Source organism: Pseudomonas sp. A-R-19 (genome assembly GCF_019956575.1).
Taxonomy (GTDB): Bacteria; Pseudomonadota; Gammaproteobacteria; order Pseudomonadales; family Pseudomonadaceae; genus Aquipseudomonas.
On record NZ_JAHBDR010000082.1, the window covers coordinates 63,215 to 88,282 of the forward strand.

The 25,068-nt window shown below is 59.4% G+C and carries 25 protein-coding genes; 9 read left to right on the forward strand and 16 right to left on the reverse strand.

Annotated elements, in window-relative coordinates; all coding sequences use genetic code 11:
- Positions 1-24: 24 nt before the first annotated feature.
- Entirely contained in the window at positions 25-564 is a 540-nt protein-coding gene (locus KGA88_RS23480) for a GspH/FimT family pseudopilin (RefSeq protein ID WP_223594607.1), read from the forward strand.
- Here the strand turns inward: KGA88_RS23480 and ispH are convergent.
- The 6 genes from ispH to murJ all read right to left on the reverse strand — a co-directional run bounded on the left by ispH (position 533) and on the right by murJ (position 8,059).
- A complete protein-coding gene (ispH, locus tag KGA88_RS23485; protein ID WP_223594608.1) occupies positions 533-1,480 on the reverse strand; it encodes a 4-hydroxy-3-methylbut-2-enyl diphosphate reductase in 948 nt (315 codons plus the stop codon). The two genes, KGA88_RS23480 and ispH, sit on opposite strands and share 32 nt — an antisense overlap.
- Positions 1,481-1,656: 176 nt before the next feature.
- Positions 1,657-2,094, reverse strand: coding sequence for an FKBP-type peptidyl-prolyl cis-trans isomerase (gene fkpB, locus KGA88_RS23490; protein ID WP_172435717.1), 438 nt, complete (start codon positions 2,092-2,094; stop codon positions 1,657-1,659).
- Positions 2,095-2,101: 7 nt separating this feature from the next.
- The gene (lspA, locus tag KGA88_RS23495; RefSeq protein ID WP_046041776.1) at positions 2,102-2,614 is read right to left on the reverse strand and encodes a signal peptidase II; all 513 of its coding nucleotides are present in this window, start codon (positions 2,612-2,614) and stop codon (positions 2,102-2,104) included.
- Complete coding sequence (gene ileS / locus KGA88_RS23500) at positions 2,607-5,438, reverse strand: isoleucine--tRNA ligase (protein WP_223594616.1); 2,832 nt, start codon at positions 5,436-5,438, stop codon at positions 2,607-2,609. Before ileS ends, lspA begins: the two co-directional genes overlap by 8 nt.
- 13 nt (positions 5,439-5,451) lie before the next feature.
- Positions 5,452-6,390, reverse strand: coding sequence for a bifunctional riboflavin kinase/FAD synthetase (ribF, locus tag KGA88_RS23505; RefSeq protein ID WP_103396458.1), 939 nt, complete (start codon positions 6,388-6,390; stop codon positions 5,452-5,454).
- Positions 6,391-6,520: 130 nt separating this feature from the next.
- Positions 6,521-8,059: a murein biosynthesis integral membrane protein MurJ gene (murJ, locus tag KGA88_RS23510; protein WP_110659075.1), complete on the reverse strand. Its 1,539-nt coding sequence runs from the start codon at positions 8,057-8,059 to the stop codon at positions 6,521-6,523.
- Positions 8,060-8,311: 252 nt separating this feature from the next.
- Here murJ and rpsT point away from each other — a divergent pair, with 252 nt between their 5' ends.
- A complete protein-coding gene (rpsT, locus tag KGA88_RS23515) occupies positions 8,312-8,590 on the forward strand; it encodes a 30S ribosomal protein S20 (protein ID WP_020798646.1) in 279 nt (92 codons plus the stop codon).
- A gap of 193 nt (positions 8,591-8,783) precedes the next feature.
- Here rpsT and KGA88_RS23520 read toward each other — a convergent pair whose 3' ends face one another.
- From KGA88_RS23520 to rplU, 5 genes are all read right to left on the reverse strand, one after another.
- Positions 8,784-9,248, reverse strand: a complete 465-nt coding sequence (locus tag KGA88_RS23520) for a CreA family protein (RefSeq protein WP_223594618.1) — start codon at positions 9,246-9,248, stop codon at positions 8,784-8,786.
- 12 nt (positions 9,249-9,260) lie between these two features.
- On the reverse strand, positions 9,261-10,379 hold the full coding sequence (proB, locus tag KGA88_RS23525; protein WP_110659074.1) for a glutamate 5-kinase: 1,119 nt from the start codon (positions 10,377-10,379) through the stop codon (positions 9,261-9,263).
- Between the two features lie 137 nt (positions 10,380-10,516).
- Positions 10,517-11,740 (reverse strand): Obg family GTPase CgtA, encoded by a 1,224-nt coding sequence (cgtA, locus tag KGA88_RS23530; RefSeq protein ID WP_110659072.1) that lies wholly within the window; start codon positions 11,738-11,740, stop codon positions 10,517-10,519.
- 195 nt (positions 11,741-11,935) lie between these two features.
- Complete coding sequence (gene rpmA / locus KGA88_RS23535; RefSeq protein ID WP_003281574.1) at positions 11,936-12,193, reverse strand: 50S ribosomal protein L27; 258 nt, start codon at positions 12,191-12,193, stop codon at positions 11,936-11,938.
- A 35-nt stretch (positions 12,194-12,228) separates the two neighbouring features.
- Positions 12,229-12,543, reverse strand: coding sequence for a 50S ribosomal protein L21 (gene rplU / locus KGA88_RS23540; protein WP_003176051.1), 315 nt, complete (start codon positions 12,541-12,543; stop codon positions 12,229-12,231).
- 239 nt (positions 12,544-12,782) lie between these two features.
- Here rplU and KGA88_RS23545 point away from each other — a divergent pair, with 239 nt between their 5' ends.
- The 3 genes from KGA88_RS23545 (at position 12,783) to KGA88_RS23555 (ending at position 14,719) form a co-directional block, all read left to right on the forward strand.
- On the forward strand, positions 12,783-13,751 hold the full coding sequence (locus KGA88_RS23545; protein ID WP_110659070.1) for a polyprenyl synthetase family protein: 969 nt from the start codon (positions 12,783-12,785) through the stop codon (positions 13,749-13,751).
- Between the two features lie 165 nt (positions 13,752-13,916).
- Complete coding sequence (locus tag KGA88_RS23550) at positions 13,917-14,258, forward strand: zinc ribbon domain-containing protein YjdM (protein WP_110659068.1); 342 nt, start codon at positions 13,917-13,919, stop codon at positions 14,256-14,258.
- Positions 14,259-14,461: 203 nt separating this feature from the next.
- Positions 14,462-14,719 carry a hypothetical protein gene (locus tag KGA88_RS23555; RefSeq protein ID WP_110659066.1) on the forward strand — a complete coding sequence of 86 codons (258 nt, stop codon included), beginning with the start codon at positions 14,462-14,464 and terminating at the stop codon, positions 14,717-14,719.
- Between the two features lie 138 nt (positions 14,720-14,857).
- On the opposite strand, the gene KGA88_RS23565 is transcribed toward KGA88_RS23555, so the two are convergent.
- From KGA88_RS23565 to KGA88_RS23575, 3 genes are all read right to left on the reverse strand, one after another.
- Complete coding sequence (locus KGA88_RS23565) at positions 14,858-15,475, reverse strand: FKBP-type peptidyl-prolyl cis-trans isomerase (RefSeq protein ID WP_007970907.1); 618 nt, start codon at positions 15,473-15,475, stop codon at positions 14,858-14,860.
- 121 nt (positions 15,476-15,596) lie between these two features.
- The gene (locus tag KGA88_RS23570) at positions 15,597-15,887 is read right to left on the reverse strand and encodes a DUF6482 family protein (RefSeq protein WP_110659062.1); all 291 of its coding nucleotides are present in this window, start codon (positions 15,885-15,887) and stop codon (positions 15,597-15,599) included.
- A gap of 201 nt (positions 15,888-16,088) precedes the next feature.
- Positions 16,089-16,577: a TIGR00645 family protein gene (locus KGA88_RS23575; RefSeq protein WP_007970904.1), complete on the reverse strand. Its 489-nt coding sequence runs from the start codon at positions 16,575-16,577 to the stop codon at positions 16,089-16,091.
- Positions 16,578-16,736: 159 nt separating this feature from the next.
- Here KGA88_RS23575 and KGA88_RS23580 point away from each other — a divergent pair, with 159 nt between their 5' ends.
- The gene (locus tag KGA88_RS23580) at positions 16,737-18,566 is read left to right on the forward strand and encodes a hypothetical protein (RefSeq protein ID WP_223594620.1); all 1,830 of its coding nucleotides are present in this window, start codon (positions 16,737-16,739) and stop codon (positions 18,564-18,566) included.
- Between the two features lie 6 nt (positions 18,567-18,572).
- On the opposite strand, the gene KGA88_RS23585 is transcribed toward KGA88_RS23580, so the two are convergent.
- Together KGA88_RS23585 and KGA88_RS23590 are read right to left on the reverse strand one after the other, a co-directional pair.
- The gene (locus KGA88_RS23585; protein ID WP_110659058.1) at positions 18,573-18,914 is read right to left on the reverse strand and encodes a hypothetical protein; all 342 of its coding nucleotides are present in this window, start codon (positions 18,912-18,914) and stop codon (positions 18,573-18,575) included.
- 303 nt (positions 18,915-19,217) lie between these two features.
- Complete coding sequence (locus tag KGA88_RS23590) at positions 19,218-21,656, reverse strand: Lon protease family protein (RefSeq protein WP_110662257.1); 2,439 nt, start codon at positions 21,654-21,656, stop codon at positions 19,218-19,220.
- A 278-nt stretch (positions 21,657-21,934) separates the two neighbouring features.
- On the opposite strand from KGA88_RS23590, the gene KGA88_RS23595 reads away from it, so the two are divergent.
- The 3 genes from KGA88_RS23595 to KGA88_RS23605 all read left to right on the forward strand — a co-directional run bounded on the left by KGA88_RS23595 (position 21,935) and on the right by KGA88_RS23605 (position 25,034).
- On the forward strand, positions 21,935-22,423 hold the full coding sequence (locus KGA88_RS23595) for a DUF3015 domain-containing protein (RefSeq protein ID WP_102672634.1): 489 nt from the start codon (positions 21,935-21,937) through the stop codon (positions 22,421-22,423).
- A 215-nt stretch (positions 22,424-22,638) separates the two neighbouring features.
- Entirely contained in the window at positions 22,639-24,492 is a 1,854-nt protein-coding gene (locus KGA88_RS23600; RefSeq protein ID WP_223594621.1) for a DUF4105 domain-containing protein, read from the forward strand.
- Between the two features lie 185 nt (positions 24,493-24,677).
- Positions 24,678-25,034, forward strand: coding sequence for a hypothetical protein (locus KGA88_RS23605; protein ID WP_110657105.1), 357 nt, complete (start codon positions 24,678-24,680; stop codon positions 25,032-25,034).
- Positions 25,035-25,068: the final 34 nt, after the last annotated feature.

The window sequence follows — 25,068 nt, forward strand, 5'->3', positions numbered from 1 at the left end:
CTACACGCCACGGAGGGATATGTCATGCGGCAACAAGGCTTCAGCCTGATCGAACTGCTCATGGGACTGGCAATTACAGGAATTGTTCTGCAACTGGTCAGTCCGGCGTTCGCAACGCTGATCGAGTCAAACCAGCGGGAGCAAGCGGCACAGGCACTGTTCAGTGGTATTCGCACCGCTCGCACTGAAGCCATCGTGCGCAACCAGGCCGTGGTGATTCACAGCATCAATGGTGACTGGAGCCACGGCTGGCGGATGATTCTGGATATCAGCGGCAAGGGGGAGATGGACAGCGACAATCCACTACTGGCCGAACGCCAGGGAAACGCACGAGTGTCGATTGTCGGAAACGGCCCGGTCGAAAGCTCAATACGCTTCAGAGGTCAGGGCGAGTCACTGATTGGCGGGACATTACACATTTGCGCAGTTCGCAAGCCGGTGAGCCAACATCAAGTGGTGTTGGCTCGGACCGGTCGCGTCAGCCTGCGCAGCGACAAGGCTGAGCACGCTTTATGCGAAGAAAGGCAAAAACTCAGAGCAACGAGCGAACGCGCAGTTCTTTAGGCATTGAGAACGTGATGTTCTCCTCGCGACCGGCCAGTTCATCGGCACCGGTGGCACCCCAGGCCTGCAACTGCTCGATCACGCCGCGCACCAGGACTTCCGGAGCGGATGCGCCAGCGGTGATACCGATACGCTCGACGCCGTCGAACCAGCTCTTCTGCAGGTCTTCGGCGCCGTCGATCAGGTAAGCCGGAGTGGACATGCGCTCTGCCAATTCGCGCAAGCGGTTGGAGTTGGAGCTGTTAGGGCTGCCGACCACCAGCACCACGTCGCACTCGTCGGCCAGTTGCTTGACCGCGTCCTGACGGTTTTGCGTGGCGTAGCAAATGTCGTCCTTGCGCGGTCCACCGATGGCCGGGAAACGCGAACGCAGCGCGTCGATAACACGGCTGGTGTCGTCCATCGACAAGGTGGTCTGAGTCACGAAGGCAAGCTTTTCAGGGTTGTTCACCTGCAATGCCGCCACATCTTTCTCGTCTTCAACCAGATAGATCGCGCCGCCATTGCTGGCATCGTACTGACCCATGGTGCCTTCGACTTCCGGATGACCGGCGTGGCCGATGAGAATGCATTCACGGCCATCGCGGCTGTAGCGCGCCACTTCGATGTGGACTTTGGTCACCAGCGGGCACGTGGCGTCGAACACTTTCAGGCCACGACCAGCCGCTTCGCTGCGCACGGCCTGGGAAACGCCGTGGGCACTGAAGATCACGATGACGTCATCCGGCACCTGATCCAGCTCTTCGACGAAGATAGCCCCACGGGAGCGCAGGTCCTCGACAACGAATTTGTTGTGAACCACTTCGTGGCGCACGTAGATCGGCGGCCCGAAGACTTCCAGGGCGCGGTTGACGATTTCGATCGCCCGGTCCACACCGGCGCAGAAGCCACGGGGGTTGGCGAGTTTGATTTGCATGCTGTGCCTCGTGTCTTGCGCGCGAAAAATGGTAATGCCCTGCCGTTCTTCGAACACAGTGTTCAAGAACAGCGAAGGTTTAATGTGGGAGCGGGCTTGCTCGCGAATGCTGACTGACATTCAACATTGATGTCGTCTGACACACCGCTTTCGCGAGCAAGCCCGCTCCCACATTTCTACAGCGCTTTGACGGAAATGATTTCCACGTCAAAGGTCAACGTCTTGCCCGCCAGCGGGTGGTTGAAGTCGATGGTCACTTGCGCATCATCGAACTCTTTGACCACGCCCGGCAATTCAGTATTGGCCGCATCGTTGAAGATCACCAGCAAACCGGGCGACAGCTCCATATCCGCAAACTGCGAACGCGGGATGATCTGCACGTTTTGCGGGTTCGGCTGGCCGAAAGCGTTCTCCGGCTCGATGCTCAGTGTACGCTTGTCACCGGCCTTGAAACCGAACAGCGCAGCTTCGAAACCTGGCAACAGGTTGCCGTCACCGACCTTGAAGGTCGCCGGGGCTTTGTCGAAGGTGCTGTCCACCGTGTCGCCGTTCTCCAGGCGCAATGCGAAATGCAAGGTGACTTCCGTGTTCTGGCCGATGCGTTGTTCAGCCAATACCTGTTCAGTCATGAACGGTTTCTCCGGTCTTTTTACTTTTGAACATATCCAGTGCAAGCATGACCGCGCCGACAGTGATTGCACTGTCGGCAAAGTTGAACGCCGGGAAATACCAGCGATTCTGCCAATGCACCAGGATGAAATCGATCACATGGCCCAGGGCAATGCGGTCATACAGATTGCCCAGCGCGCCACCGAGCACCAGGGCCAGCGCAACCGCCAGCCAGGTCTCGTTGCGCCCCAGACGCTTGAGCCATACCACCAGCACCGCACTGACCACGACTGCGATCAACGCGAACAGCCAGCGCTGCCAGCCAGAGCTGTCAGCCAGGAAGCTGAACGCCGCGCCAGTGTTGTAGGCCAGGGTCCAGCTGAAGTAATCGGGGATGATCACGATCTGCTGGTACATCTGGAGCTTGCCTTCGAAGTAGAACTTGCTGGCCTGGTCGATGACCAGGACCAGCAAACTCAACCAGAGCCAGCCCAGTCGCCCGAAGCGACCAACGGCATTAGGCATAGTGACGAACCTCGCCAGCGCCGCCGATGTTGTCGACGCAACGGCCGCAGATTTCCGGATGCTCCGGGTTCACGCCGACGTCTTCACGGCAGTGCCAGCAGCGGGCGCACTTGGCGTGGGCCGACTTGACGATCTTCAGCTTCAGGCCGCTGACTTCGGTGACCACGGCATCGGCCGGTGCCTGCACCAACGGCGCAACACTGGCGGTCGAAGTGATCAGCACGAAGCGCAGTTCATTGCTCAGCTTGGCCAGGTCGGCGGTCAACGCATCTTCGGCGAACAGCGTCACCTCGGCCTGCAGGTTGCCACCGACAGCCTTGGCTGCACGCTGGATTTCCATTTCCTTGTTGACCGCAACCTTGACCGCCATGATCCGGTCCCAGTAAGCGCGATCCAGCTCGAAGCCTTCCGGCAGTTCGCTCAGGCCTTCGTACCAGGTGTTGAGCATCACGGATTCGTTACGCTCGCCCGGCAGGTACTGCCACAGTTCGTCGGCGGTGAACGCCAGGATCGGCGCGATCCAGCGCACCAGCGCTTCAGAGATGTGGAACAGCGCGGTCTGGCACGAACGGCGGGCCTTGCTGTCGGCGCCAGTGGTGTACTGGCGATCCTTGATGATGTCGAGATAGAAGCCGCCCAACTCCTGCACGCAGAAGTTGTGGATCTTCGAGTACACGTTCCAGAAGCGGTATTCGCCGTAGTGCTCTTGCAGTTCGCGCTGCAGCAGCAGGGTACGGTCCACGGCCCAACGGTCCAGTGCCAGCATTTCTTCGGCCGGCAGCAGGTCGGTGGCCGGGTTGAAGCCGGTCAGGTTCGAAAGCAGGAAGCGCGCAGTGTTACGGATACGCCGGTAGGCGTCCGCGCTGCGTTGCAGGATCTGCTCGGAAACCGCTATTTCACCCGAGTAATCGGTCGAGGCAACCCACAGACGCATGATGTCGGCGCCCAGGGTGTCGTTGACTTTCTGTGGCGCAATCACGTTGCCCAAAGACTTGGACATCTTGCGGCCGGCCTCGTCGACAGTGAAGCCGTGAGTCAGCAGCTCGCGATACGGTGCGTGGTTGTCGATGGCGCAACCGGTCAGCAGCGACGAGTGGAACCAGCCACGGTGTTGGTCCGAGCCTTCCAGGTACAGGTCGGCGCGCGGACCGGTTTCGTGGCCCATCGGGTGCGAACCGCGCAGGACGTGCCAGTGCGTGGTACCCGAGTCGAACCAGACGTCCAGGGTGTCGCTGATCTTGTCGTACTGCGGCGCTTCAGCGCCTAGCAGCTCGGCGGCGTCCAGCTTGAACCAGGCTTCGATGCCCTCGACTTCGACGCGCTTGGCGACTTCTTCCATCAGCTCGACGGTGCGTGGGTGCAGCTCGCCGCTTTCCTTGTTCAGGAAGAACGGGATCGGCACGCCCCAGTTGCGCTGACGGGAAATGCACCAGTCCGGACGGTTGGCGATCATCGAGTGCAGGCGCGCCTGGCCCCAGGCCGGTACGAACTGGGTCTCTTCGATAGCCTTGAGCGAGCGCTGGCGCAGGGTGTCGCCAGTGGTCGGCTGCTTGTCCATGCCGATGAACCACTGCGCGGTGGCGCGATAGATCAGCGGGGTCTTGTGGCGCCAGCAGTGCATGTAGCTGTGTTCGATGACGGTGGTGTGCAGCAGCGCACCGACTTCGGTCAGTTTGTCGACGATGGCCGGGTTGGCCTTCCAGATGAACTGGCCGCCGAAAAACTCCAGCGACGGCACGTAAACGCCGTTGCTTTGTACCGGATTGAGGATGTCATCGTTGACCATGCCGTACTTCTTGCAGGTCACGAAGTCGTCCACGCCGTAGGCCGGAGCGGAGTGAACCACACCGGTACCAGCGCCCAGCTCAACGTAGTCGGCCAGGTAAACCGGCGACAGACGGTCATAGAACGGGTGACGGAAGTTGATCAGTTCCAGCGCCGAACCGGTAGCGGTAGCGATCACCGAGCCTTCCAGCGAATAGCGCGCCAGGCACGACTCGACCAGCTCTTCAGCCAGCACCAGCAGTTTGTCGCCGACGTCGACCAGGGCGTAGTTGAATTCCGGGTGGACGTTCAGCGCCTGGTTGGCCGGGATGGTCCACGGGGTGGTGGTCCAGATCACGATCGAAGCCGGTTTGCCCAGGGTTGGCAGACCGAAGGCGGCAGCCAGTTTGGCTTCGTCGGCAATCGGGAACGCCACGTCGATGGTCGAGGACTTCTTGTTCTCGTACTCGACTTCCGCTTCGGCCAAGGCCGAACCGCAGTCGAAGCACCAGTTCACAGGCTTGAGGCCCTTGAACACAAAACCGCCCTTGACGATTTCGGCGAGAGCGCGGATTTCACCGGCCTCGTTCTTGAAGTCCATGGTCTTGTACGGGTTGGCAAAGTCGCCCAGCACACCCAGACGGATGAACTCGGACTTCTGCCCTTCGATCTGCTCGGTGGCATAGGCCCGGCACAGTTCGCGGGTCTTGTCCGCGCCCAGGTTCTTGCCGTGGGTCACTTCGACCTTGTGCTCGATCGGCAGGCCGTGGCAGTCCCAGCCCGGAACATAAGGTGCGTCGAAGCCCGACAGGGTCTTCGAACGGATGATCATGTCCTTGAGAATCTTGTTCAGCGCATGACCGATGTGAATCGTGCCGTTGGCGTACGGAGGGCCGTCGTGCAATACGAACTTCGGACGATCCTTGCCAATCTCGCGCAACTTTCCGTACAGGCCAATGCTGTCCCAGCGCTGCAGAATCTGCGGTTCGCGCTGAGGCAGGCCGGCCTTCATTGGGAAGGCGGTGTCCGGAAGGTTTAGCGTGGCTTTATAGTCGGTCATTTAAGGCTCTTCATTAGCGATGGGCGCTAGGTGCGGCTAGTGCACGGGCGGCGGCGACATCCGCGTTGATCGCCGTTTTCAGCGCCTCCAGAGAGGCGAAACGCTGCTCTTCACGCAGCTTGTGGTGGAAAACCACCGTTAAACGCCGGTCATACAGATCGCCGGCAAAATCTAAAAGATGCACTTCCAGGTGGGCTTTGCCATCACCTTGAACCGTGGGCCGCACGCCAATATTGGCGACGCCGGGCCAGGTCTTGCCGTCGATCTCGACGTCCACCAGGTAAACCCCGGTGAACGGCACGCGACGACGCTTGAGTTGTATGTTGGCGGTGGGCGTACCCAACTGCCGAGCGAGCTTCTGGCCATGCAATACGCGACCGGCGATCCGGTACGGCCGCCCGAGCAGGCGTTCGGCCAGGGCGAAATCAGCGGCGGCCAGGGCATTGCGGACCTGTGTGCTGCTGACCCGGATGCCATCGAGCTCGACGGTTTGCGCCGCTTCGACGGTAAATCCCTGAAGGATGCCGGCCTGTTGCAGGAAATCGAAATCTCCCGCGCGGTCGCAGCCGAAACGAAAGTCATCGCCGACCTCCAGGTGCTGGACGCCAAGGCCATCCACCAGGATGGTATCGACGAACTCGCTGGCGCTGAGCTTGCTCAGGCGCTGGTTGAAAGCCAGGCACAGAACGCGGTCGACGCCTTCTGCCGCCAGCAGCTGGAGCTTGTCCCGCAAACGGGCCAGACGGGCCGGCGCGGTCTCCGGAGCGAAGAACTCGCGCGGTTGCGGCTCGAAAATCACCACGCAACTGGGCACGCCCAACTCAAGCGCACGCTCACGCAGGCGCGCCAGGATTGCCTGGTGGCCACGGTGTACACCGTCAAAGTTGCCAATAGTGGCGACACAGCCCCGATGCTGGGGGCGCAGATTGTGGAGGCCTCGAACCAGCTGCATAACGCGCTTCTTGCTCATAAAGTGGTCGATTATAACCACACCCGGCGGCCGACGACAGGCAACACCGTAACCCAAAGTGATCGAGCCGACAAAACCGCCGGTTCGACCGTGTTTATCGAGGCCAGAACCTCTATCCCAGCGCCTTGCGATTGAAGTCGCGCAAACGGAAGCCCATCAACACTAACATGCCGAAATAAGCCACCACACCAGCGACCACCAAGGCGCCCAGGCGCAAGAAACGCTCAAGCATCTGCCCTTCGCCCCAGGCCGGCATGAAATGCATCCCGGCCAGCAATACGCCAGACATCACCGCCACTGCGATCACCAGCTTGAAGCCAAACTTCGCCCAACCGGGTTGCGGCTGGTACATCTGCTGTTTACGCAATTGATAAAAGAGCAAGCCAGCATTGATACAGGCACCGGCACTGATAGCCAGCGCCAGGCCTGCGTGAGCCAACGGGCCGATCAGCAACAGGTTGAACAGCTGGGTAACGACCAGAGTGAAAATCGCGATTTTCACCGGCGTCCGGATGTTTTGTTGCGCATAAAAGCCCGGCGCCAGCACTTTGATCACGATAATCCCGAGCAAACCGACGGAATAAGCGATCAACGCGCGCTGAGTCATGGCCGCATCATGGGCATCGAACTGGCCGTACTGGAACAGCGAAACCGTCAGCGGCTCGGCCAGAATCCCCAGCGCCAGGGCGCAAGGCAGCACCAATACAAAGCACAGGCGCAGTCCCCAATCGAGAATACGCGAGTATTCGTGGCGATCCTTGCTGGCGTAAGTCTTGGCCAGGGTCGGCAGCAGAATCGTCCCCAGCGCCACGCCCAGCACGCCGGATGGCAACTCCATCAAACGGTCGGCGTAGTACATCCAGGACACGGAACCGGCGACCAGGAACGAAGCGAAAATGGTGTTGATGATCAACGAAATCTGGCTCACCGAGACGCCGAGGATCGCTGGCAGCATCTGCTTCATTACCCGCCAGACGCCGGTGTCGCGCAGGTTCAGGCGCGGTAGCACCAGCATGCCGATCTTTTTCAGGTGCGGCAGCTGATAAAGCAATTGCGCCAGGCCACCGACCAGTACCGCCCAGCCGAGCGCCATCACGGGAGGATCGAAATACGGCGTCAGGAACAGCGCAAAGATGATCATGCTGACGTTGAGCAGGGTCGGCACGAACGCCGGCACCGAAAAACGGTTCCAGGTATTGAGGATCGCGCCCGCCAATGACGACAGGGAGATCAGCAATATGTAAGGAAAGGTCACCCGCAATAGATCGGACGTGAGCTCGAATTTTTCCGGGGTATCGGTGAATCCCGGCGCAGTTACCCAAATGACCCAGGGCGCGGCAAGCATGCCCAGCGCTGTGACCAGCGCCAGCACCAGTGTCAACAAACCCGAGACATAGGCAATGAAGGTGCGTGTCGCCTCTTCGCCCTGCTGGCTCTTGTATTCCGCAAGAATCGGCACGAAGGCTTGGGAAAAAGCCCCCTCAGCGAAGATCCGGCGCAGCAGATTGGGCAATTTGAAGGCGATGAAGAAGGCGTCCGTCGCCATTCCCGCGCCAAATGTACGCGCAATGAGAGTGTCTCGAACAAATCCCAGAATCCGGGAAAGCATCGTGATAGAGCTGACGGCGGCCAACGATTTGAGCAGATTCATGGAAGAAGTTTGTGCCTGTCGATAAACAGCAGGCGAACAATGCGCCTACTTGTGCGATACTCCGCGCCGCAACAGCACAGAGCCAAAGCTCGCGAGTTTACAGGTCAAGCGCCGGAAATAAATATCCCGCCTCTTCATACCTACCACTTAGCGGAACGTTTCAAGCGCCCTTGACAAGACTTCTCTTCATCGGCATGATTCGCGGCCTATTTTGTTTGCTATTTCCTAAAAAGTCTTTCGAGGAGCTCGACGGTGGCCAACTCACCTTCCGCCAAAAAACGTGCAAAACAGGCTGAGAAGCGTCGCAGCCACAACGCCAGCCTGCGTTCCATGGTTCGTACCTACATCAAGAATGTAGTTAAGGCCATCGACGCAAAAGACGCTGAAAAAGCTCAAGCTGCATACGTTCTGGCTGTGCCAGTTATCGACCGCATGGCCGATAAAGGCATCATCCACAAGAACAAGGCTGCTCGCCATAAGAGCCGTTTGAATGGCCACGTAAAGGCCCTGAACGTTGCCGCTGCTGCCTAAGCGACTCGTTCATTAAAAAACCGACCTCAGGGTCGGTTTTTTATTGCCTGCGATTTGATGGACACACAAAAAACTGTAGGAGCGAGCTTGCTCGCGATGGACGTCAACGATAACACGGGGCACCAGACAGCCCATGTCACCCATGCGTCCCTCGCGAGCAAGCTCGCTCCTACAGAGTTCGATTTACATCAGGTTATTGGGCGTGCGCCCACGGCAAGATTGGAATCGCCGTCACCGCATTCTGCGGACTACCCTCGATCAAGCGATCGCTATACACCAGGTACACCAGCGTATTGCGCTTCTTGTCGAGAAAGCGCACCACCTGCATGGTCTTGAACACCAGGGACGTGCGCTCCTTGAACACCTCATCGCCATCCTTGAGCTCACCCTTGAAGCTTATCGGCCCGACCTGACGGCAAGCGATGGACGCTTCGGCACGATCCTCGGCCAACCCCAGGCCGCCCTTCACACCACCAGTCTTGGCGCGCGACAGATAGCAGGTCACGCCGTCGACCTTCGGATCATCGAAGGCCTCGACCACAATCCGGTCATTCGGCCCGACGAACTTGAACACCGTCGACACCCGGCCGATTTCCTCGGCCGAAGCCAGCAACGGCATCGCCAACAGCAACCCCAACAATCCTTTTGCCACGCGCATTCAGGTATTCCTTCAAACCAGGATCAGGTTATCGCGGTGAACCAGTTCCGGTTCCGCCATGTAACCCAACAGACCGACAATCGCTTCGGACGACTGACCGATGATTTTTTGCGCTTCCAGCGCACTGTAGTTGGCCAGGCCACGGGCAATCTCACGACCGTCCGGCGCCACGCATACCACCATTTCGCCACGACGGAAGCTACCCTGCACCAATTTGACCCCGACCGGCAGCAAGCTCTTGTTACCCTGGGACAACGCAGTCACCGCGCCCGCATCCAGCACCAGGGTGCCACGGGTTTGCAGGTGACCGGCCAGCCATTGCTTGCGCGCCGCCAGCATGCCGCGCTCTGGCGACAGCAAGGTGCCGATGCGCTCGCCAGCCTTGAGACGATCCAGCACACGCTCGATCCGCCCACCGACGATGATGGTGTGAGCACCGGAACGGGCCGCCAGACGCGCAGCACGCAGCTTGGTCTGCATGCCACCACGTCCCAGCGCGCCACCCGTACTGCCGGCCACCGCATCGAGTGCCGGATCATCGGCACGCGCCTCGTAGATCAACTGCGCATCCGGATTGTTGCGCGGATCGGCGTCGAACATGCCGTCACGATCCGTCAGGATCACCAGCAAGTCCGCCTCCACCAGGTTGGCCACCAGCGCCGCCAGGGTGTCGTTGTCGCCAAAACGGATTTCGTCGGTGACCACGGTGTCATTCTCGTTGATCACCGGAATGACCTTGAGCTCGACCAGCGCACGCAAGGTGCTGCGGGCGTTCAGGTAGCGCTTGCGGTCGGACAGGTCGTCGTGAGTCAGGAGAATCTGCGCGGTATGCCGGCCATGCTCGGCAAAACTCGACTCCCAGGCCTGCACCAACCCCATCTGGCCGATTGCCGCGGCAGCCTGGAGCTCGTGCATCGCACTGGGTCGCGAGGTCCAGCCCAGACGGCTCATGCCGGCCGCCACCGCCCCGGAGGACACCAGCACCAGCTCGACACCCGCCTCATGCAAGGCCACCATCTGCTCAACCCAGACACCCATTGCCGCGCGATCCAGGCCCTTGCCGTCTGCCGTCAGCAAAGCGCTGCCGATCTTCACGACCCAACGCTGCGCACCTGTCACCTTGCTCCGCATCATCTTCAACCTTAGCTTGAGGGCAGCGCGACCTGGCACTGCCCGTGACGTTATTCGTGGTTATTCGTGACCAACAATCGATTTCCAGATACCAAAACGCCGCTCGATTGAGCGGCGCTTAAGTTTATCGCAACGAATCAGTCACGCACGTAAATGATTTCCGGACCATCTTCGTCATCCACATCTTCTTCGTCCCAATCATCGTCGCCGATGTCGTGGACCGACTTCACACCGCTGCGACGCAGGGCACGCTTGTCATCCAGCGCCTGCAGTTGCGCGCGAGCCTCGTCTTCGATGCGCTGATCGAGATCGGCCAGCTCTTCCTTGTAGGCCGGGTCATTGGCCAGGCGATCGGCACGATCTTCCATGTAACGCATGATGTCGTGGCACAGACGCTCGGTACCGAGCTTGGAGATGGCCGAGATCACGTAGACCGGACCCGTCCACTCCAGGCGATCAACGATTTCCTTGACGCGAGCATCGTGCTCTTCATCAAGGATCTGGTCGCACTTGTTCAGGACCAGCCAGCGATCACGCTCCGCCAGGGACGGGCTGAACTTGATCAGCTCGCTGACGATCACTTCAGCGGCATCCGGTGCGCTGGCGTCATCCAGCGGCGCCATGTCCACGAGGTGCAGCAGCAGACGCGTACGCGCCAAGTGCTTGAGGAAGCGAATGCCCAGGCCGGCACCGTCGGAAGCACCCTCGATCAGACCCGGAATGTCCGCGACCACGAAGCTCTTCCAGCGATCGACACTGACCACACCCAGGTTCGGCACCAGCGTGGTGAACGGGTAGTCGGCAACTTTCGGCTTGGCAGCCGACACCGAACGGATAAAAGTACTTTTACCGGCGTTCGGCAAGCCCAGCAGACCGACGTCAGCCAGCACTTTCATTTCCAGCTTCAGGTCGCGCTGCTCACCCGGCTTGCCCGGAGTGGTCTGGCGCGGCGCACGGTTGGTACTGGATTTGAAACGGGTGTTGCCCAGACCGTGCCAGCCGCCCTGCACTACCATCAATTTCTGACCGGCCTTGGTCAGGTCGCCAATGACTTCCTGAGTGGCAGAGTCGATCACCGTGGTGCCGACCGGAACGCGCAGGATCAGGTCTTCACCTTTCTTGCCGGTGCAGTCGGTGCTGCCGCCGTTGGAGCCACGCTCGGCATCGAAGTGCCGGGTGTAACGGTAGTCCACCAGGGTGTTGAGGTTTTCGTCGGCCATCATGTAGATGGAACCGCCGTCACCGCCATCACCGCCGTTCGGGCCACCGTTCTCGATAAATTTTTCCCGACGGAAACTCATGGCACCATTGCCACCATCGCCGGCTTTTACTCGAATCGATACTTCATCAACAAACTTCATAACAAACGCCTCTCGCCATACGGACGAGCCGAAAAACAATCAAGACATAAGACTCTTGCAAAAATGAGCGCAGCGACCCCAAACCACGATACCTACATCGTACGCCAACAGCCCATACAAACAGCTTTGCAAGAGACTCACCCCACAAACGAAAAAGCCCCGTCGCGAGACAGGGCTTTTCCAGCGATCGCGCAATTAAGCGGCGACTACGCTCACGTAACGACGACCGAAGGCGCCTTTTACTTCGAACTTGATCACGCCTTCGACTTTAGCGAAGAGGGTGTGATCTTTACCCATGCCAACGCCGTAGCCAGCGTGGAATTGGGTGCCGCGCTGACGCACGATGATGTTGCCTGCTTTGATAGCCTGGCCGCCATACATCTTCACGCCAAGGCGTTTGGCTTCTGAGTCGCGACCGTTACGGGTACTACCACCAGCTTTTTTGTGTGCCATGAGTTCAATTCTCCTAGTGAGGAATTAGGCTGAAATTAAGCCTGAATACCGGTGATTTTGATCTCGGTGTACCACTGGCGGTGGCCCATACGCTTCATGTGGTGCTTACGACGACGGAACTTGATGATGCGGACTTTATCGTGACGACCTTGGGAGATCACTTCAGCCACAACGGTAGCGCCAGCAACAACTGGAGCGCCGATATTCACGTCGTCACCGTTGGCAACCAACAGAACGCGATCAAAGGTAACGGATTCGCCGGTAGCGATTTCCAGTTTTTCGATCTTCAGGTATTCACCTGGGGCGACTTTGTACTGCTTGCCGCCAGTAACGATTACTGCATAAGACATGGTATTTCTCCGATAATCCTGCTCACCCAGCTCTTTATAAGAAGAGGTATTGGCTGGCATGGCTGCATGGGGCTGGAGGCCCACTTGCAATTGCGTAAGGCAGGTGCTGCCCAGGAAGTTCAGGGTGCGCGATTGTACGCAAGGCACGAGCGCCTTGCAAGGGGCCGTCCATCGCGCCTTGACACCTGCTGGCGTGGGTCCTAGCATGCCGCGCAACCCTTCTGGAGCAACTGTCGCTGATGCAACCCCAAGCTTTCTACCGCGCGGTGGCGGACGATTTTAGCGCCGTCGACGGCATCATCAAGAAGCAGCTGACTTCCCGAGTGCCGCTGGTATCGAAAATCGGCGACTACATCACCTCGGCCGGCGGCAAACGCCTGCGTCCCTTATTGGTGTTGCTGTGTGGCAAGGCCCTTGGTCGCGAAGGCGACGAGCTGCGCCTGCTGGCCGCCACCATCGAGTTCCTGCACACCGCGACCCTGCTGCATGACGACGTGGTCGACATGTCCGGCATGCGCCGCGGCCGTTCGACCGCCAACGCCATGTGGGGCAACGCGCCAAGCGTGCTGGTCGGTGACTTCCTGTATTCACGTTCCTTCGAAATGATGGTCGAACTGGGCTCCATGCCAGTGATGAAGATCCTTTCGCAAGCGACGCGCATCATCGCTGAAGGCGAAGTGCTGCAGTTGTCGAAGGTACGTGACGCCAGCACCACCGAAGAAACCTACATGGAAGTCATCCGCGGCAAGACCGCGATGCTCTTCGAAGCCTCGACCCACAGTGCCGCGGCCCTGTGCCAAGCCACGCCGGAACAGGCCGAAGCCCTGCGTACATTCGGTGATCACCTGGGCGTGGCCTTCCAGCTGGTCGACGACCTGCTCGATTACAAAGGCGACGCCGAAACCCTGGGCAAGAACGTCGGTGACGATCTGGCCGAAGGCAAACCGACCCTGCCGCTGATCTACACCATGCGCGAAGGCACGCCGGAACAGGCCGCCCTGGTGCGCAAGGCGATCCAGAAAGGCGGAATCGAAGACCTGGAAAGCATCCGCGAAGCCGTGGAAGCCTCGGGCTCGCTGGATTACACCGCACAACTGGCCCGTGACTACGTGGCACGTGCGATCAAGTGCCTCGACGCGCTGCCTGCCAGCGAATACCGCGATGCACTGGTTGAACTGAGCGAGTTCGCGGTCGCGCGTACGCACTGACCCGCTTTTCGTAGGAGCCGGCTTGCTGGCGATCGCATCACCGGAGTGTTCCTGACACACCGAGGCGCATGCATCGCTAGCAAGCCAGCTCCTACAGTCCCACCTCCTTGCGATAAAACCCTATATAATGTGCGCTTTTAGTGATCCTGAATCCAAGGAGCCTTAGTGAGCACGTTGCCACCCTGCCCGAAATGCAATTCCGAATACACCTATGAAGACGGCGCCCAACTGATCTGCCCCGAGTGCGCTCACGAATGGTCCGCCAGCGGCGAAGCCGAAGCGGTGTCCGATGACGCGGTGAAAAAGGATTCGGTCGGTAACATCCTGCAGGACGGCGATACCATCACCGTGATCAAGGACCTCAAGGTCAAGGGCACGTCTTTGGTGGTCAAGGTGGGCACCAAGGTCAAGAACATCCGCCTGTGCGATGGCGATCACGACATCGACTGCAAGATCGACGGCATTGGCCCAATGAAACTCAAGTCCGAGTTCGTCAGAAAAGTCTGAGCCTGCTGTTTTCCATCCCGCGCCCGGCGTGGGATGGCACCACTCCCTCCCCGCTTCCCCCAGTAAATCCTCGCAATAGCCAAACGCCAGTCGATTTGACCTGACGCAATCTTCACCTGAAAAAAAGCGCAAACCGCCAATAGGTCCTTGCTATTTGATGAATAAGAATTATTCTCATCAAACCTTCAATGGAGATGAGAACCATGACTTATTTGATCGATGCCTGGTTGGACCGCCCACACCCTTACCTCAGGATCCTGCATCGGGAAACCGGGGAAGTCTGTGCCGTACTGGAAGAGGAAGCCTTGAACGAGCTGCAGGACCAGGGTGATCTGGACGTCAGTGGCCTGAGCTCCAGCGAACCGGTAGTACTCAAGGAGCTGGTGCGTAATCTGTTTCTGTTCTGCTATGCCCGGGCGTTGCGCCCGTCGCACGATCTGAACCATAAGATCGAGATATGAGAAACGCTACAAACCTTGTAGGAGCGAGCTTGCTCGCGAAAAACTCCAAGACACCGCGTTCATTCAGAATGGCCGCGTAATCGTTGACGCCCATCGCGAGCAAGCTCGCTCCTACAGGTACAGGTAAATCAGCGGGTATTACAGAACGTCGAGCAGCTCGACGTCGAACACCAGTACGCTGTGCGGCGGGATGCCGCCAACGCCTTGAGCGCCGTAAGCCAGTTCGCTCGGCACGTACAGGCGCCATTTGCTGCCGGCATTCATCAGTTGCAGGGCTTCGGTCCAGCCGGCGATCACGCCGCCAACCGGGAACTCTGCTGGCTGGCCGCGCTCGTAGGAGCTGTCGAACACAGTGCCGTCGATCAGGGTGCCGTGGTAGTGGGTACGCACGGTGTCTTCACGGGATGGCTTGGCGCCTTCGCCAGCAGTCAGAACTTCGAACTGCAGGCCGGAAGCCAGAGTGGTGATGCCTTCACGCTTGGCGTTTTCAGCCAGGAAAGCCAGGCCTTCGCCAGCGGCCGCTTCAGCCTTGGCTGCAGCTTCGGCCTGCATGATTTCGCGGATGACCTTGAAGCTGGCGGACATCTCTTCCTGACCCACACGGCTTGGCTTACCGGCAAATGCGTCGGTCAGACCGGCCAGGATCGCGTCCAGGCTTACGCCCGGTGGCGGGTTGTCGCGCAGTTGGTCGCCCAGCTGACGGCCAATACCGTAGCTGACGCGGGTTTCGTCGGTGGACAGATTTACTTCGGACATGACACTGCTCCGCTGTGCGGACGGCTCGGGAACTTGCCATGCGTGCACAGCGCGTCCCGGAGCGCCCGGAACCAAAAGGGCCAGCAGACTAGCACAGATGTCATGCCATTGATGAGGGGCGTCAGGCGATCGGCACCTTCAGGTTTTCCTCAATATCGGCAACCAGGCCGCACATTTCGTCATGCACGACCGTGTGCACAAGGTTGAAGTGCAACTTGGGAAAGGAGCGCAGCACATCACGGGCATGCTCCACCGAACGCAGGCTCATCGTGTGTCCGTGCGTATCGTTCAATGGATGCGCCGCGCCATGCATCCGCGCCTCCAGCAGGTAGATGCCCCCCTCCATAGAGATCAGGTTCAGCTCATCGACCTTCCCGGCGACGGCATACGCATTCAACTCTTGCAGGGTCATGAACGCACCTCACGCAGTGGCGAGCCAACATACTTACAGGGATAGGCCTCGGCGCATCAAAGCACAAGCCACAAACGACGCCGCCCGTCTGTTTGCACCCTGTGGGAGCGCGGCTTGCCCGCGATGGCGTCACCACGGTTCAGCGTCAGACCGCGTCGATACCATCGCGGGCAAGCCACGCTCCCACAAAGGAAGTTGCACTCAGTGCTTGGTGACTTTATCCAGGTAACCCATGGCGAATGCCGAGACCACGAAGGTCATGTGGATGATCACGTACCACTGCAGGTGTTCAGGGTCGACGTTCTTGGCGTCCATGAAGATGCGCAGCAGGTGAATGGACGAAATTGCCACGATCGACGCCGCCACCTTCATCTTCAGCGACGAAGAGTCCATGGTGCCCAGCCAGTTGAGCTTTTCCTTGCTGTCATCGATATCCAGTTGCGAGACGAAGTTCTCGTAGCCGGAAATCATCACCATCACCAGCAAACCGCCCACCAGGGCCATGTCGATCAGTGACAGCAGCACCAGGATCAAGTCCGACTCGGCCATCGAGAAGACGTTCGGGATGACGTGGAAGACTTCCTGGAAGAACTTCAGTGCCAGCGCCAGCAGCCCGAGGGACAGGCCGAAATAGATCGGCGCCAACAGCCAGCGCGAGGCGTACATTGCATTTTCGATAAAGCGTTCCATTGAATCTCACATGTGGACTGGAAATGGCCGCGAGTATAACAGCGCCTCGTTACCGCCAGAAACCGTCGAAAAATCCGCCACCTGCGCCTGTGTATCAAAGTTTTTCTGCTAGTGTCCAAATCATTGACCGCTCAGTGGTATCGGACAGGAAGACTGGAAATGGATGTGCGATTGCCTTTAACGAGTGCCGGAATTTGCCTGGCGCTGCTGCTAAGCGGCTGCTCACCCAGCGATGAAAAACGCCAGGTCAGCCTCGAAGAAAAAACCGCGCAGTTCGAAAAGTCGCTGGATGCCATTCAGGATCCAAAACTCAAGGATGCCGTGTCGGAGTTGGGCGGCTCACTGCTGCTGCTCGAACGCGCGCAACTCAAGCTCGACAGCAAACCGGTGGAAACCGAATACGGCGAAGACGCCCTCGCCATGCTCAAGCACTACCCGACCCCGCAGGCCCTGGTCGATACCTATATCAATGGGTTGTTCGTGCTGCAAAAGGACTCCAGTTCCGACTACCTGACCGATCTGCAACCGGTGTTTCCGTTCACGTTCAGCGTTCCTGCCGCGTTTTTGTTTCCCCACGGACTGGAATGGCAGTCGGTCACCCTGAGCAATAAACGCGTGATTCCCTTCCAGCCGGAATGGTCGGAAACCGACCCCGGCATCCAGCTGAGCCCTTCGAGCTCCAACCTGACCAACCCCGATGACCTGACCGTGGCCTACCCCTTCATCGAAGGCCTCGACATCGACAGAAAGCAGCAGCCACAACCGGTGACCCTGCAAGGCAAAGTCGAGGTCATCGCGCCACGCCGCCTCTACAGCTTCGACCTGACGAAAAAGGACGTAGGCCAGACCCGCACCAATGACAACCTGAGCGTCACCCTGCTCACTTTGACGAACAACTACGCGGAAATCGAATACAACAACAGCGCGCCGCTGGCCCCCGAAGTCAGAGAAGCACCGCTGAACCCGCTGATCGTCCAGGCCAGGGACAGCACCGGGCAATTCATCGCGCGCGCCGGCTCAATCAATGAAACCGCGGTACAAATTGCCTTCTATCAGCAGCAGCTGGCCAAGATGCAACAGCAAAAGAGCTGGAGCGAGCCCCTGGAAAAACAGCTCGACGAAGAACAACGCAACTTTGAGAAACAGCAAGCTCGACATTACTCGAAGGTGTACTTCAACGGGACGATCGAAACCCTCGAAGTGAGCATCCTGGATTTTTCCGCCGCCACGGTCACCCGCAAGGACCTCGACCTGCCGATCTGGCGCTTCGATGCCGAGACTGCGAACAAGTCTGTCCAGCCCCTGAACTTGCACGTAGTGGTGTATGACGACCAGGCGGCGACTTGGCTGAAAGGGGCAACGCTGAGTGAGGACCAACTGAAAAAGAACGTCAACATCAGTCAATCGGTCGACGATCCCAGCGCTGCGCGAATCGAATTCACTCACCTGCGCAGCTTCAACGATGAACTGCTCGGCACATCGTTCAACCCCGGGGAAAGTCCGGTGAGTTTCTTCACCGAAGACACTCGCGGCAAACGCGACGAGCCGATCGAGCTGCCGCCCGAGGCGTACCAGATCGACCCCCTGCGCGGCACCATCACTTATGATCTGAACCTGTTTCCGGAAACGCCAGCCTACGCGGTGGGCTCGATGCCGTTGTTCCTGGCCACGGTCGAGCAAAAAACCGTCGATGCCCGCCAACTGCCCAAGGGCCTCGAGCTCAAGGACAACGCGCTGGTGGTGGACCTGAAGGCGTATCCCGCCCAGGACTGGCGTTTCTTCGCCAAGGACGACAGCGGCAGTTACTTGAAGGAAATTCTAACGGTCAGCCATGGCGCGAGCGCACAAGGTCCGGCGCAGTTTGCCGTGCACTACTTCTACGGGCAGCCTACGCGCCTGGAAACCTATCAGCGCACTGACCTCGCCACCGTGCAATATGGTTTCGAGGTCAAACTCGACAAGGCCGATATGACGCACCTTGATCAATAGTGCGACTCAGTGCTCTGGGTGAAACTCGAAGCCGCCCATGTTCCGGCAGCGCCCCCCGTTGATTTCCCGCAGTTGGGCTTGCAGGTGCAGGCACCAGATTTGCGGATCGTCGGCCAACTCGTAGCCATGCAAGGTCAGGCTTTCAACGATGGTGTCGAGGATTGATTCAGCGACGATTGGACCGTGAAACGGGCCTTGGGCCTTGATGGCCGAAGGTTGTTCGCCGGCCATTCCGGCGGCGAAGAGCAGAGTCCACATGCCCGTATCTCCCGCCAATGGGCGGATGGCACATTCGATACGGGTCACAAGGCCCAGGCATTGACGGGTGAGACAGAGGTTGCGCGACATGGCGGCGACCCTCGGTAGATCCGGTATTCAGCCCCCGCGGGAAGGCTGTTTCGATCCTGTGATTACTGTCGATATCCTTGAGCAGAGAATAGAAGAAAAGTCTGGCTTGCAGGCCGAGCGGAGACCGAAAGGCGCCGAATGGTCATAGTGTGAATATTGACGCCATTTCGACGACGCTTTTCCGCTACTCACACAAACAAATGTGGGAGCGGGCTTGCTCGCGAAAGCAGTGTGTCATGCAACTTTGATGTCGACTGACACGACGCCTTCGCGAGCAAGCCCGCTCCCACATGGGTTACTGCATCAAGCTGGTTTGGTTTCTGCCAAAGCCTCCTGCGCCAACTCCTTCTCGGCTTCTTTCAGATCATCTTCACTGATCATTTCCGCGATAACCCGCAGGCGCTCCACAACCCGCGCGTTCACGCTGCCTTCAGGGAACTCGCCATTTTCGTCCGGCTCGCCGGCCGGCTCGCCCACCAGCAAACTCAAGGCTTCGTCGGCCTGACGGACCGCGTACACATGGAACTGCCCCGCACGCACGGCCGCCAGCACTTTCTCGTCGAGCATCAGCGTGGCGACGTTGGCATGAGGAATGATCGCCCCCTGCTCGCCAGTCAAACCGCGGGCTTCGCACAGACGGAAGAAGCCCTCGATCTTCTCGTTGACTCCGCCGACTGCCTGTACTTCGCCAAACTGGTTGATCGAACCGGTGATGGCAAAGCACTGCTTGAGCGGGGTTTTCGACAAGGCCGAAATCAGGGTGCAGGCCTCGCCCAGGGAAGCACTGTCGCCATCGACATAACCGTAGGATTGCTCCAGGGCGATGCTCGCGGAAATCGCCAGCGGGAATTCCTGGGCGTAGCGGCTGCCCAGATACCCCGTGAGGATCATCACCCCCTTGGAGTGGATCGGCTGGCCGAGGTTGACCTCACGCTCGATGTCAACGATACCGCTGCCGCCCGGGTACACCGTGGCGGAAATTCGCGCCGGCACACCGAAGGCCGAGTCGCCGACTTCCAGCACGGTCAAGCCATTGCACTTGCCGACCGCCGCGCCATCGGTGTCGATCAGGATGATCCCGGCCAGCATGTCGTCGAGAATCCGCGCCGAAACCCGTCCGGTCCGCGTGGCCTTGGCCTTGAGTGCACGCTCGATGTGCCCGGCGTCGGTCATTTCATCGCCAGCCAGGTGACGGATGAAGTCTGCCTCGCTGACCAGTTGGAACAAGTCACCGATACGCGCCGACAAGCGCCCCTGGTGCTCGGCCAGGCGCGCACTGTAGGTGGCCAGGCGCGCCACCGCATCGGCGGTCAGCGGTGCCATGCCTTCTTCGGAAGTACGGGTCTTGAGCAACTGGGCGAATTGCTCCAGGCTCTCGTCGACCATCGGGATGTCTTCGTCGAAATCCACCAGGACGCGGAACATCTCCTGGAAGTCCGGATCGAGGTCTTGCAGCGTGTAATACAGCTGGCGGGCACCGATGATGACGACTTTGACCTGCAACGGAATGTGTTGCGGTGTCAGGGTCACGGTGGCCAGACGGCCCAGCTCACCGAGCGGCGACTCCATTTTCAGCTTGCGTGATTGCAGGGCGCGTTTCAGGGCGTCCCACACGAACGGCTCGCTGAGCATTTTGTCCGCTTCAAGGATCAGGAAGCCGCCGTTGGCCCGGTGCAACGCACCCGGCCGCAGTTGGCGGTAGGTGGTGTACAGCGCGCCCTGATCGGTGCTGTATTCGATACGACCGAAAAGGTTTTCGTAGGTCGGGTGCGGCTCGAACACCACTGGCGCACCGCCGCTGGCCGAGTGACCGACCACCAGGCTCGGCGCGTATTGTTCTTCCAGCAACTTGCGGGCGACAGCGTCGGTCTTGCTGTCGTCCACCAGTTGCTCGACCACGGTCTTGAGCAAGTACACCTGCATGGCTTGCAGATAACCGCAGACCGCCGCGTTCTCGGCGTATTTCTCCGAGAGTGGCGACAACAATGGCTGCAAGGCCAGGGTGATGGTTTCTTCGTTCAGATGACGCAGTTGGTTGCTCGACTCACGCTTCCATTGCGGCAGGCTGGCGAGCTCTTCATTCAGGCGCTCCTCCAGTGCCGAAATATCCTCGTGAAAGCGTTCGCGCTCGGCTTCCGGCAACTGGGCGAACTCAGCCTCGTCCAACGCCTTGCCGTCGCCCATCGGGGTGAAGGCGATATTGCTGGCGTCGCGGTAGAGCGCGACGTCCTTTTCCAGCGCCAGACGCTCGATGACGTCCAGGGCCTTGTCGTAGCGCTGGTTGAAGGCGCGGTCGATGCTGCTTTTCTTCTGCTGGTAGGACGGATGCTCGAAGACTGCCGGAAACGTCGCCAGCAGGTTGTCGATCAAGCCGTTGATGTCAGCGATGAAGGCACCGGCGGTGCCCGACGGCAGCTCCAGCGCGCGCGGCTCGCGAGGTTCATCGAAATTGTTGACGTAGACCCAGTCCGCCGGGGTCTGCAGGCGCTTGCCTTCGGCCTTGAGGTAGCGTTTGACGAACGAGAACCGGCCAGTGCCGGGCTCGCCCATGACGAATACGTTGTAACCGGGGCGTGGCATGGCCACACCGAACTGCAAGGCTTCGACCGCACGTTCCTGGCCAAGCACACCGCGAAAGGGCTCCAGATCATTGGTGGTAGAGAAGCTGAACTGTTCAGCGGAAAACGGACGGGTCAGCGCTTCGGGCGCTAGACGCAAGCTGGCAGCAACAGGATCAGGCATCGGGCTTCCTTACAATCAGGCGGGGCAGATGGCAGCATTCTGGCGCTGCCCATGCCCGACTGGCAAGGAGCGCCGCAGGCCTGAGCATAGTCAATCCGCCAACCCCAGGCGGGCCGGGCTTGCGCCGTCGTTCCCCATGAATGTTTTGCAAAAAATCACGGAACCCCGTGATCGTGCCTAAACTCCAAACTGCGCGGCTGGACTAATGCCCGGCCCACTGGCACCGGAACGGGCCAGACTCCCTTGTCTATTGGTATGCACATAAAGAGAATAAAGCTATGAAACGGATTCTTCTTGGTACTCTCTTCACCGCTGTATCCATCAATGCCATGGCGCAAGCGCCTGGCGGCCCGGATTGCGGTTGGGGCAACATGCTGTTCGAAGGCCAGCGTGGTACTCCAGCTCACTTCCTGGCATCCACCACCAACGGCACTTCCGGCAACGCAACCTTCGGTATGACCTCCGGCACCAACGGCTGCGCAACCAATGCGGCGCTGACCTATGGCGGCAAATCCTGGTTTGCCATGAATGGCATGATGAACGAGCTGTCCGAAGACATGGCCAAAGGTCAGGGCGAAGCGCTGACCACCTATGCCGTGGTATTGGGCGTGGCGCCGGAAGACCGTGCGCACTTCGCCGCCGTCACTCACGAGCACTTCCAGCAGATCTTCAGCAAGGCTGACGTGACTGCCGAAGATGTGCATACCAACACCCTGGCCGTGCTCAAAGCCGACCCTCGTCTGGCCAAGTACGCAACTCAAGCTTAAGCTCGACCCGCCCCGCTTCTTTCGGGAAGCGGGTTTTGTTTTTTTGGTGATGCCTGCGTACTGTAGGAGCTGGCTTGCCAGCGATGGTCGTTAACGATGACGCGTGTCTACTGGATAAACGCGGCGCCTTAGAGACCATCGCTGGCAAGCCAGCTCCTACAGGGGGAAGCATCAACCGCGCCGGTCTTCATTTTTTTCAAGTTAAGTTGCCATTTATGCTCAAACGCCTTGCCTGGCTGGCGCTGTGTGTCTGCGCCCCGCTGTCCGCCGCGCCTCATATCGACCCTCAACGTTTGCAGCAACTGGCCAACGACCCTTTCTGGATATCCCTGGGCCATTACGAGACCGCCAAGCTCGGCGGCTGGCGCAGCTATGTCAGCGATCCGAAATTCTTTCTCGCCGCTGACGGCAATGAACACCCGGACCATGAACTGGCGGCGACCGTACAAGCCCTGTACGCCCCGGACAGTGCCGGTGAACAACACGCTCAATGCGTCTACCCGGCCCGCACCCGCTGGCTCAAAGAGCAACTCGGCCTGACCGGCCTGCCGACGCCGGACTGCGCCGAGTTCAAGCAATGGTTCAAGGACGTCTCGCCCGACAGCGCGGTGATGATCTTCCCGGCAGCCTATCTGAATAGCCCGTCCTCGATGTTCGGCCACACCCTGCTGCGCATCGACCAGGCCGGTGTAAAGAACGACAAGACTTCGCTGCTCAGCTACGCCATCAACTTCGGCGCCTACATCGAGGGTTCGGACAACAGCATCCTCTATGCCTGGAAAGGCCTGATGGGCGGTTATCCCGGCCTGTTCGCACTGGTGCCCTATCAGGAAAAACTCTCGGAATACCGCAGCCTGGAAAACCGCGACCTGTGGGAATACCGGCTGAACCTGACGCAACAGGAAACCGCGCGCATGGTCGAGCACGTCTGGGAGCTGAAGCAGATCAAGTTCGATTACTTCTTCTTCGACGAAAACTGCTCATACCGCTTGCTGGAACTGCTGCAAGTGGCCCGTCCAAGCCTGCGCCTGACCGAGCAATTCCCGCTCACGGCCATTCCCACCGACACCGTCAAGGCCGTGAAAGAGGCCGGGCTGGTGGAGTCGATCCAGTATCGTCCCTCCCGGGAACGCGAGTTGCTCAGTCGCGCTGAGCCGTTGAACCCTGAAGAGCAGCAATGGGTGCTGAAAATCAGCGCCGATCAGAAACAATTGCAAGATCCTGCGTTCAAGGCGCAACCCCGCGACCGCCAGGCGCTGATCATCGATGCGGCCTATCGCCTGGAGCGCTACCGCGCCAACGGTCAGGAACGCGACCCGGCGCGCGCCCAGCGCAGCTTCGAACTGCTGCGGGCGATCAACCAGAACCCGGCACCGGAGCTGGACATCCCGCAACCCGGCCTGCCTGAAGACGGCCACGAGTCCCGAACCTGGCAGCTCGGCCTCGGCACCCGTGGCGATAAAGCCTTTGGCGAGTACGGCTTGCGCATGGCTTATCACGACCTCAATGACAACAACGAAAGCTTTCCCCTTGGCGCGCAGATCGAAATCCTGCAATTGAAACTGCGCCAGTACGAAGGCAATGACTGGCAAGTGCAGCAACTGGATCTGGCGACCATTCGCTCCCTGACCCCGCGTAACGAATTGCTGCAACCGCTGTCATGGCAAGTCACCGGTGGCCTGGAGCGGGTGCCGGGCAAGCACGATGACCAGACCCTGGTCAGCCACGTCAACGGCGGTGGTGGCGGAACCTGGCAACTGGGCGATGACATGCTCGGTTTTGCCTTGGGCACGGTGCGTATCGAGCACAACAACGACTTCGCCGCATTCGTCGCGCCAGCCGCCGGTTTCAACAGCGGTGTGCTGTGGAAGAACCCGCTGGGTAACTTGAGCCTGGAAGCCAAAGGCGATTTCTTCACCAATGGCGAAGTGCGCCGTAGCCTGAGCCTGAATCAGCAGTGGGAAATATCGCGCAATCTCGGTCTGCGCTTGAGCGCGCAACGCGAGTTCAGCCATTTGGCCACGGCCGAGAACGAAGTGATGCTTGAGCTGAAGTGGTATCACTACTGATCGCCACGCCTGTAGGAGCCGGCTTGCTGGCGATGGCATCACCGTGGTTATTCGGACACACCGCGTTGATCCCATCGCCAGCAAGCCGGCTCCTACAAGAATTCTTTGATCTTTCTTTCACGATCGCCTCACTCGTCCTCTCCTAGACTTCACCCATAGGCCGCTGAATGGCCCGGGAGTGAGGAATGCGGCGTTATGCAAGTGTTGTGGGTGTGTTGTTGCTGCTCGCAGGTTGCCAGTCAACCCACGAAGAGCTGCTCGCCAAAGGTTACCCACCCGCCTTCGCCGATGGCTTCGATGACGGTTGCAGCAGCGGTCGGCAGGCCGCCGGGGCGATCTCCGGCGAGTTCCGCAAAAACGTCCCGCGTTACCTCAAGGACCCAATGTACGCCGAAGGCTGGAGCGATGGCTTTCGCCAGTGCCAGGCCATGCGCGACAACCAGGACCGCGGGGATGGGCGCAACAGCCATCTGGAGGAACGGGACAAAGCCTGGCAGCAGCAGAAGGATCAGGACGCCGCACGGGCTTATCACTCGCCGTAAGTCGCTTTCAGACATCCAGTGAAACCAAATGCCT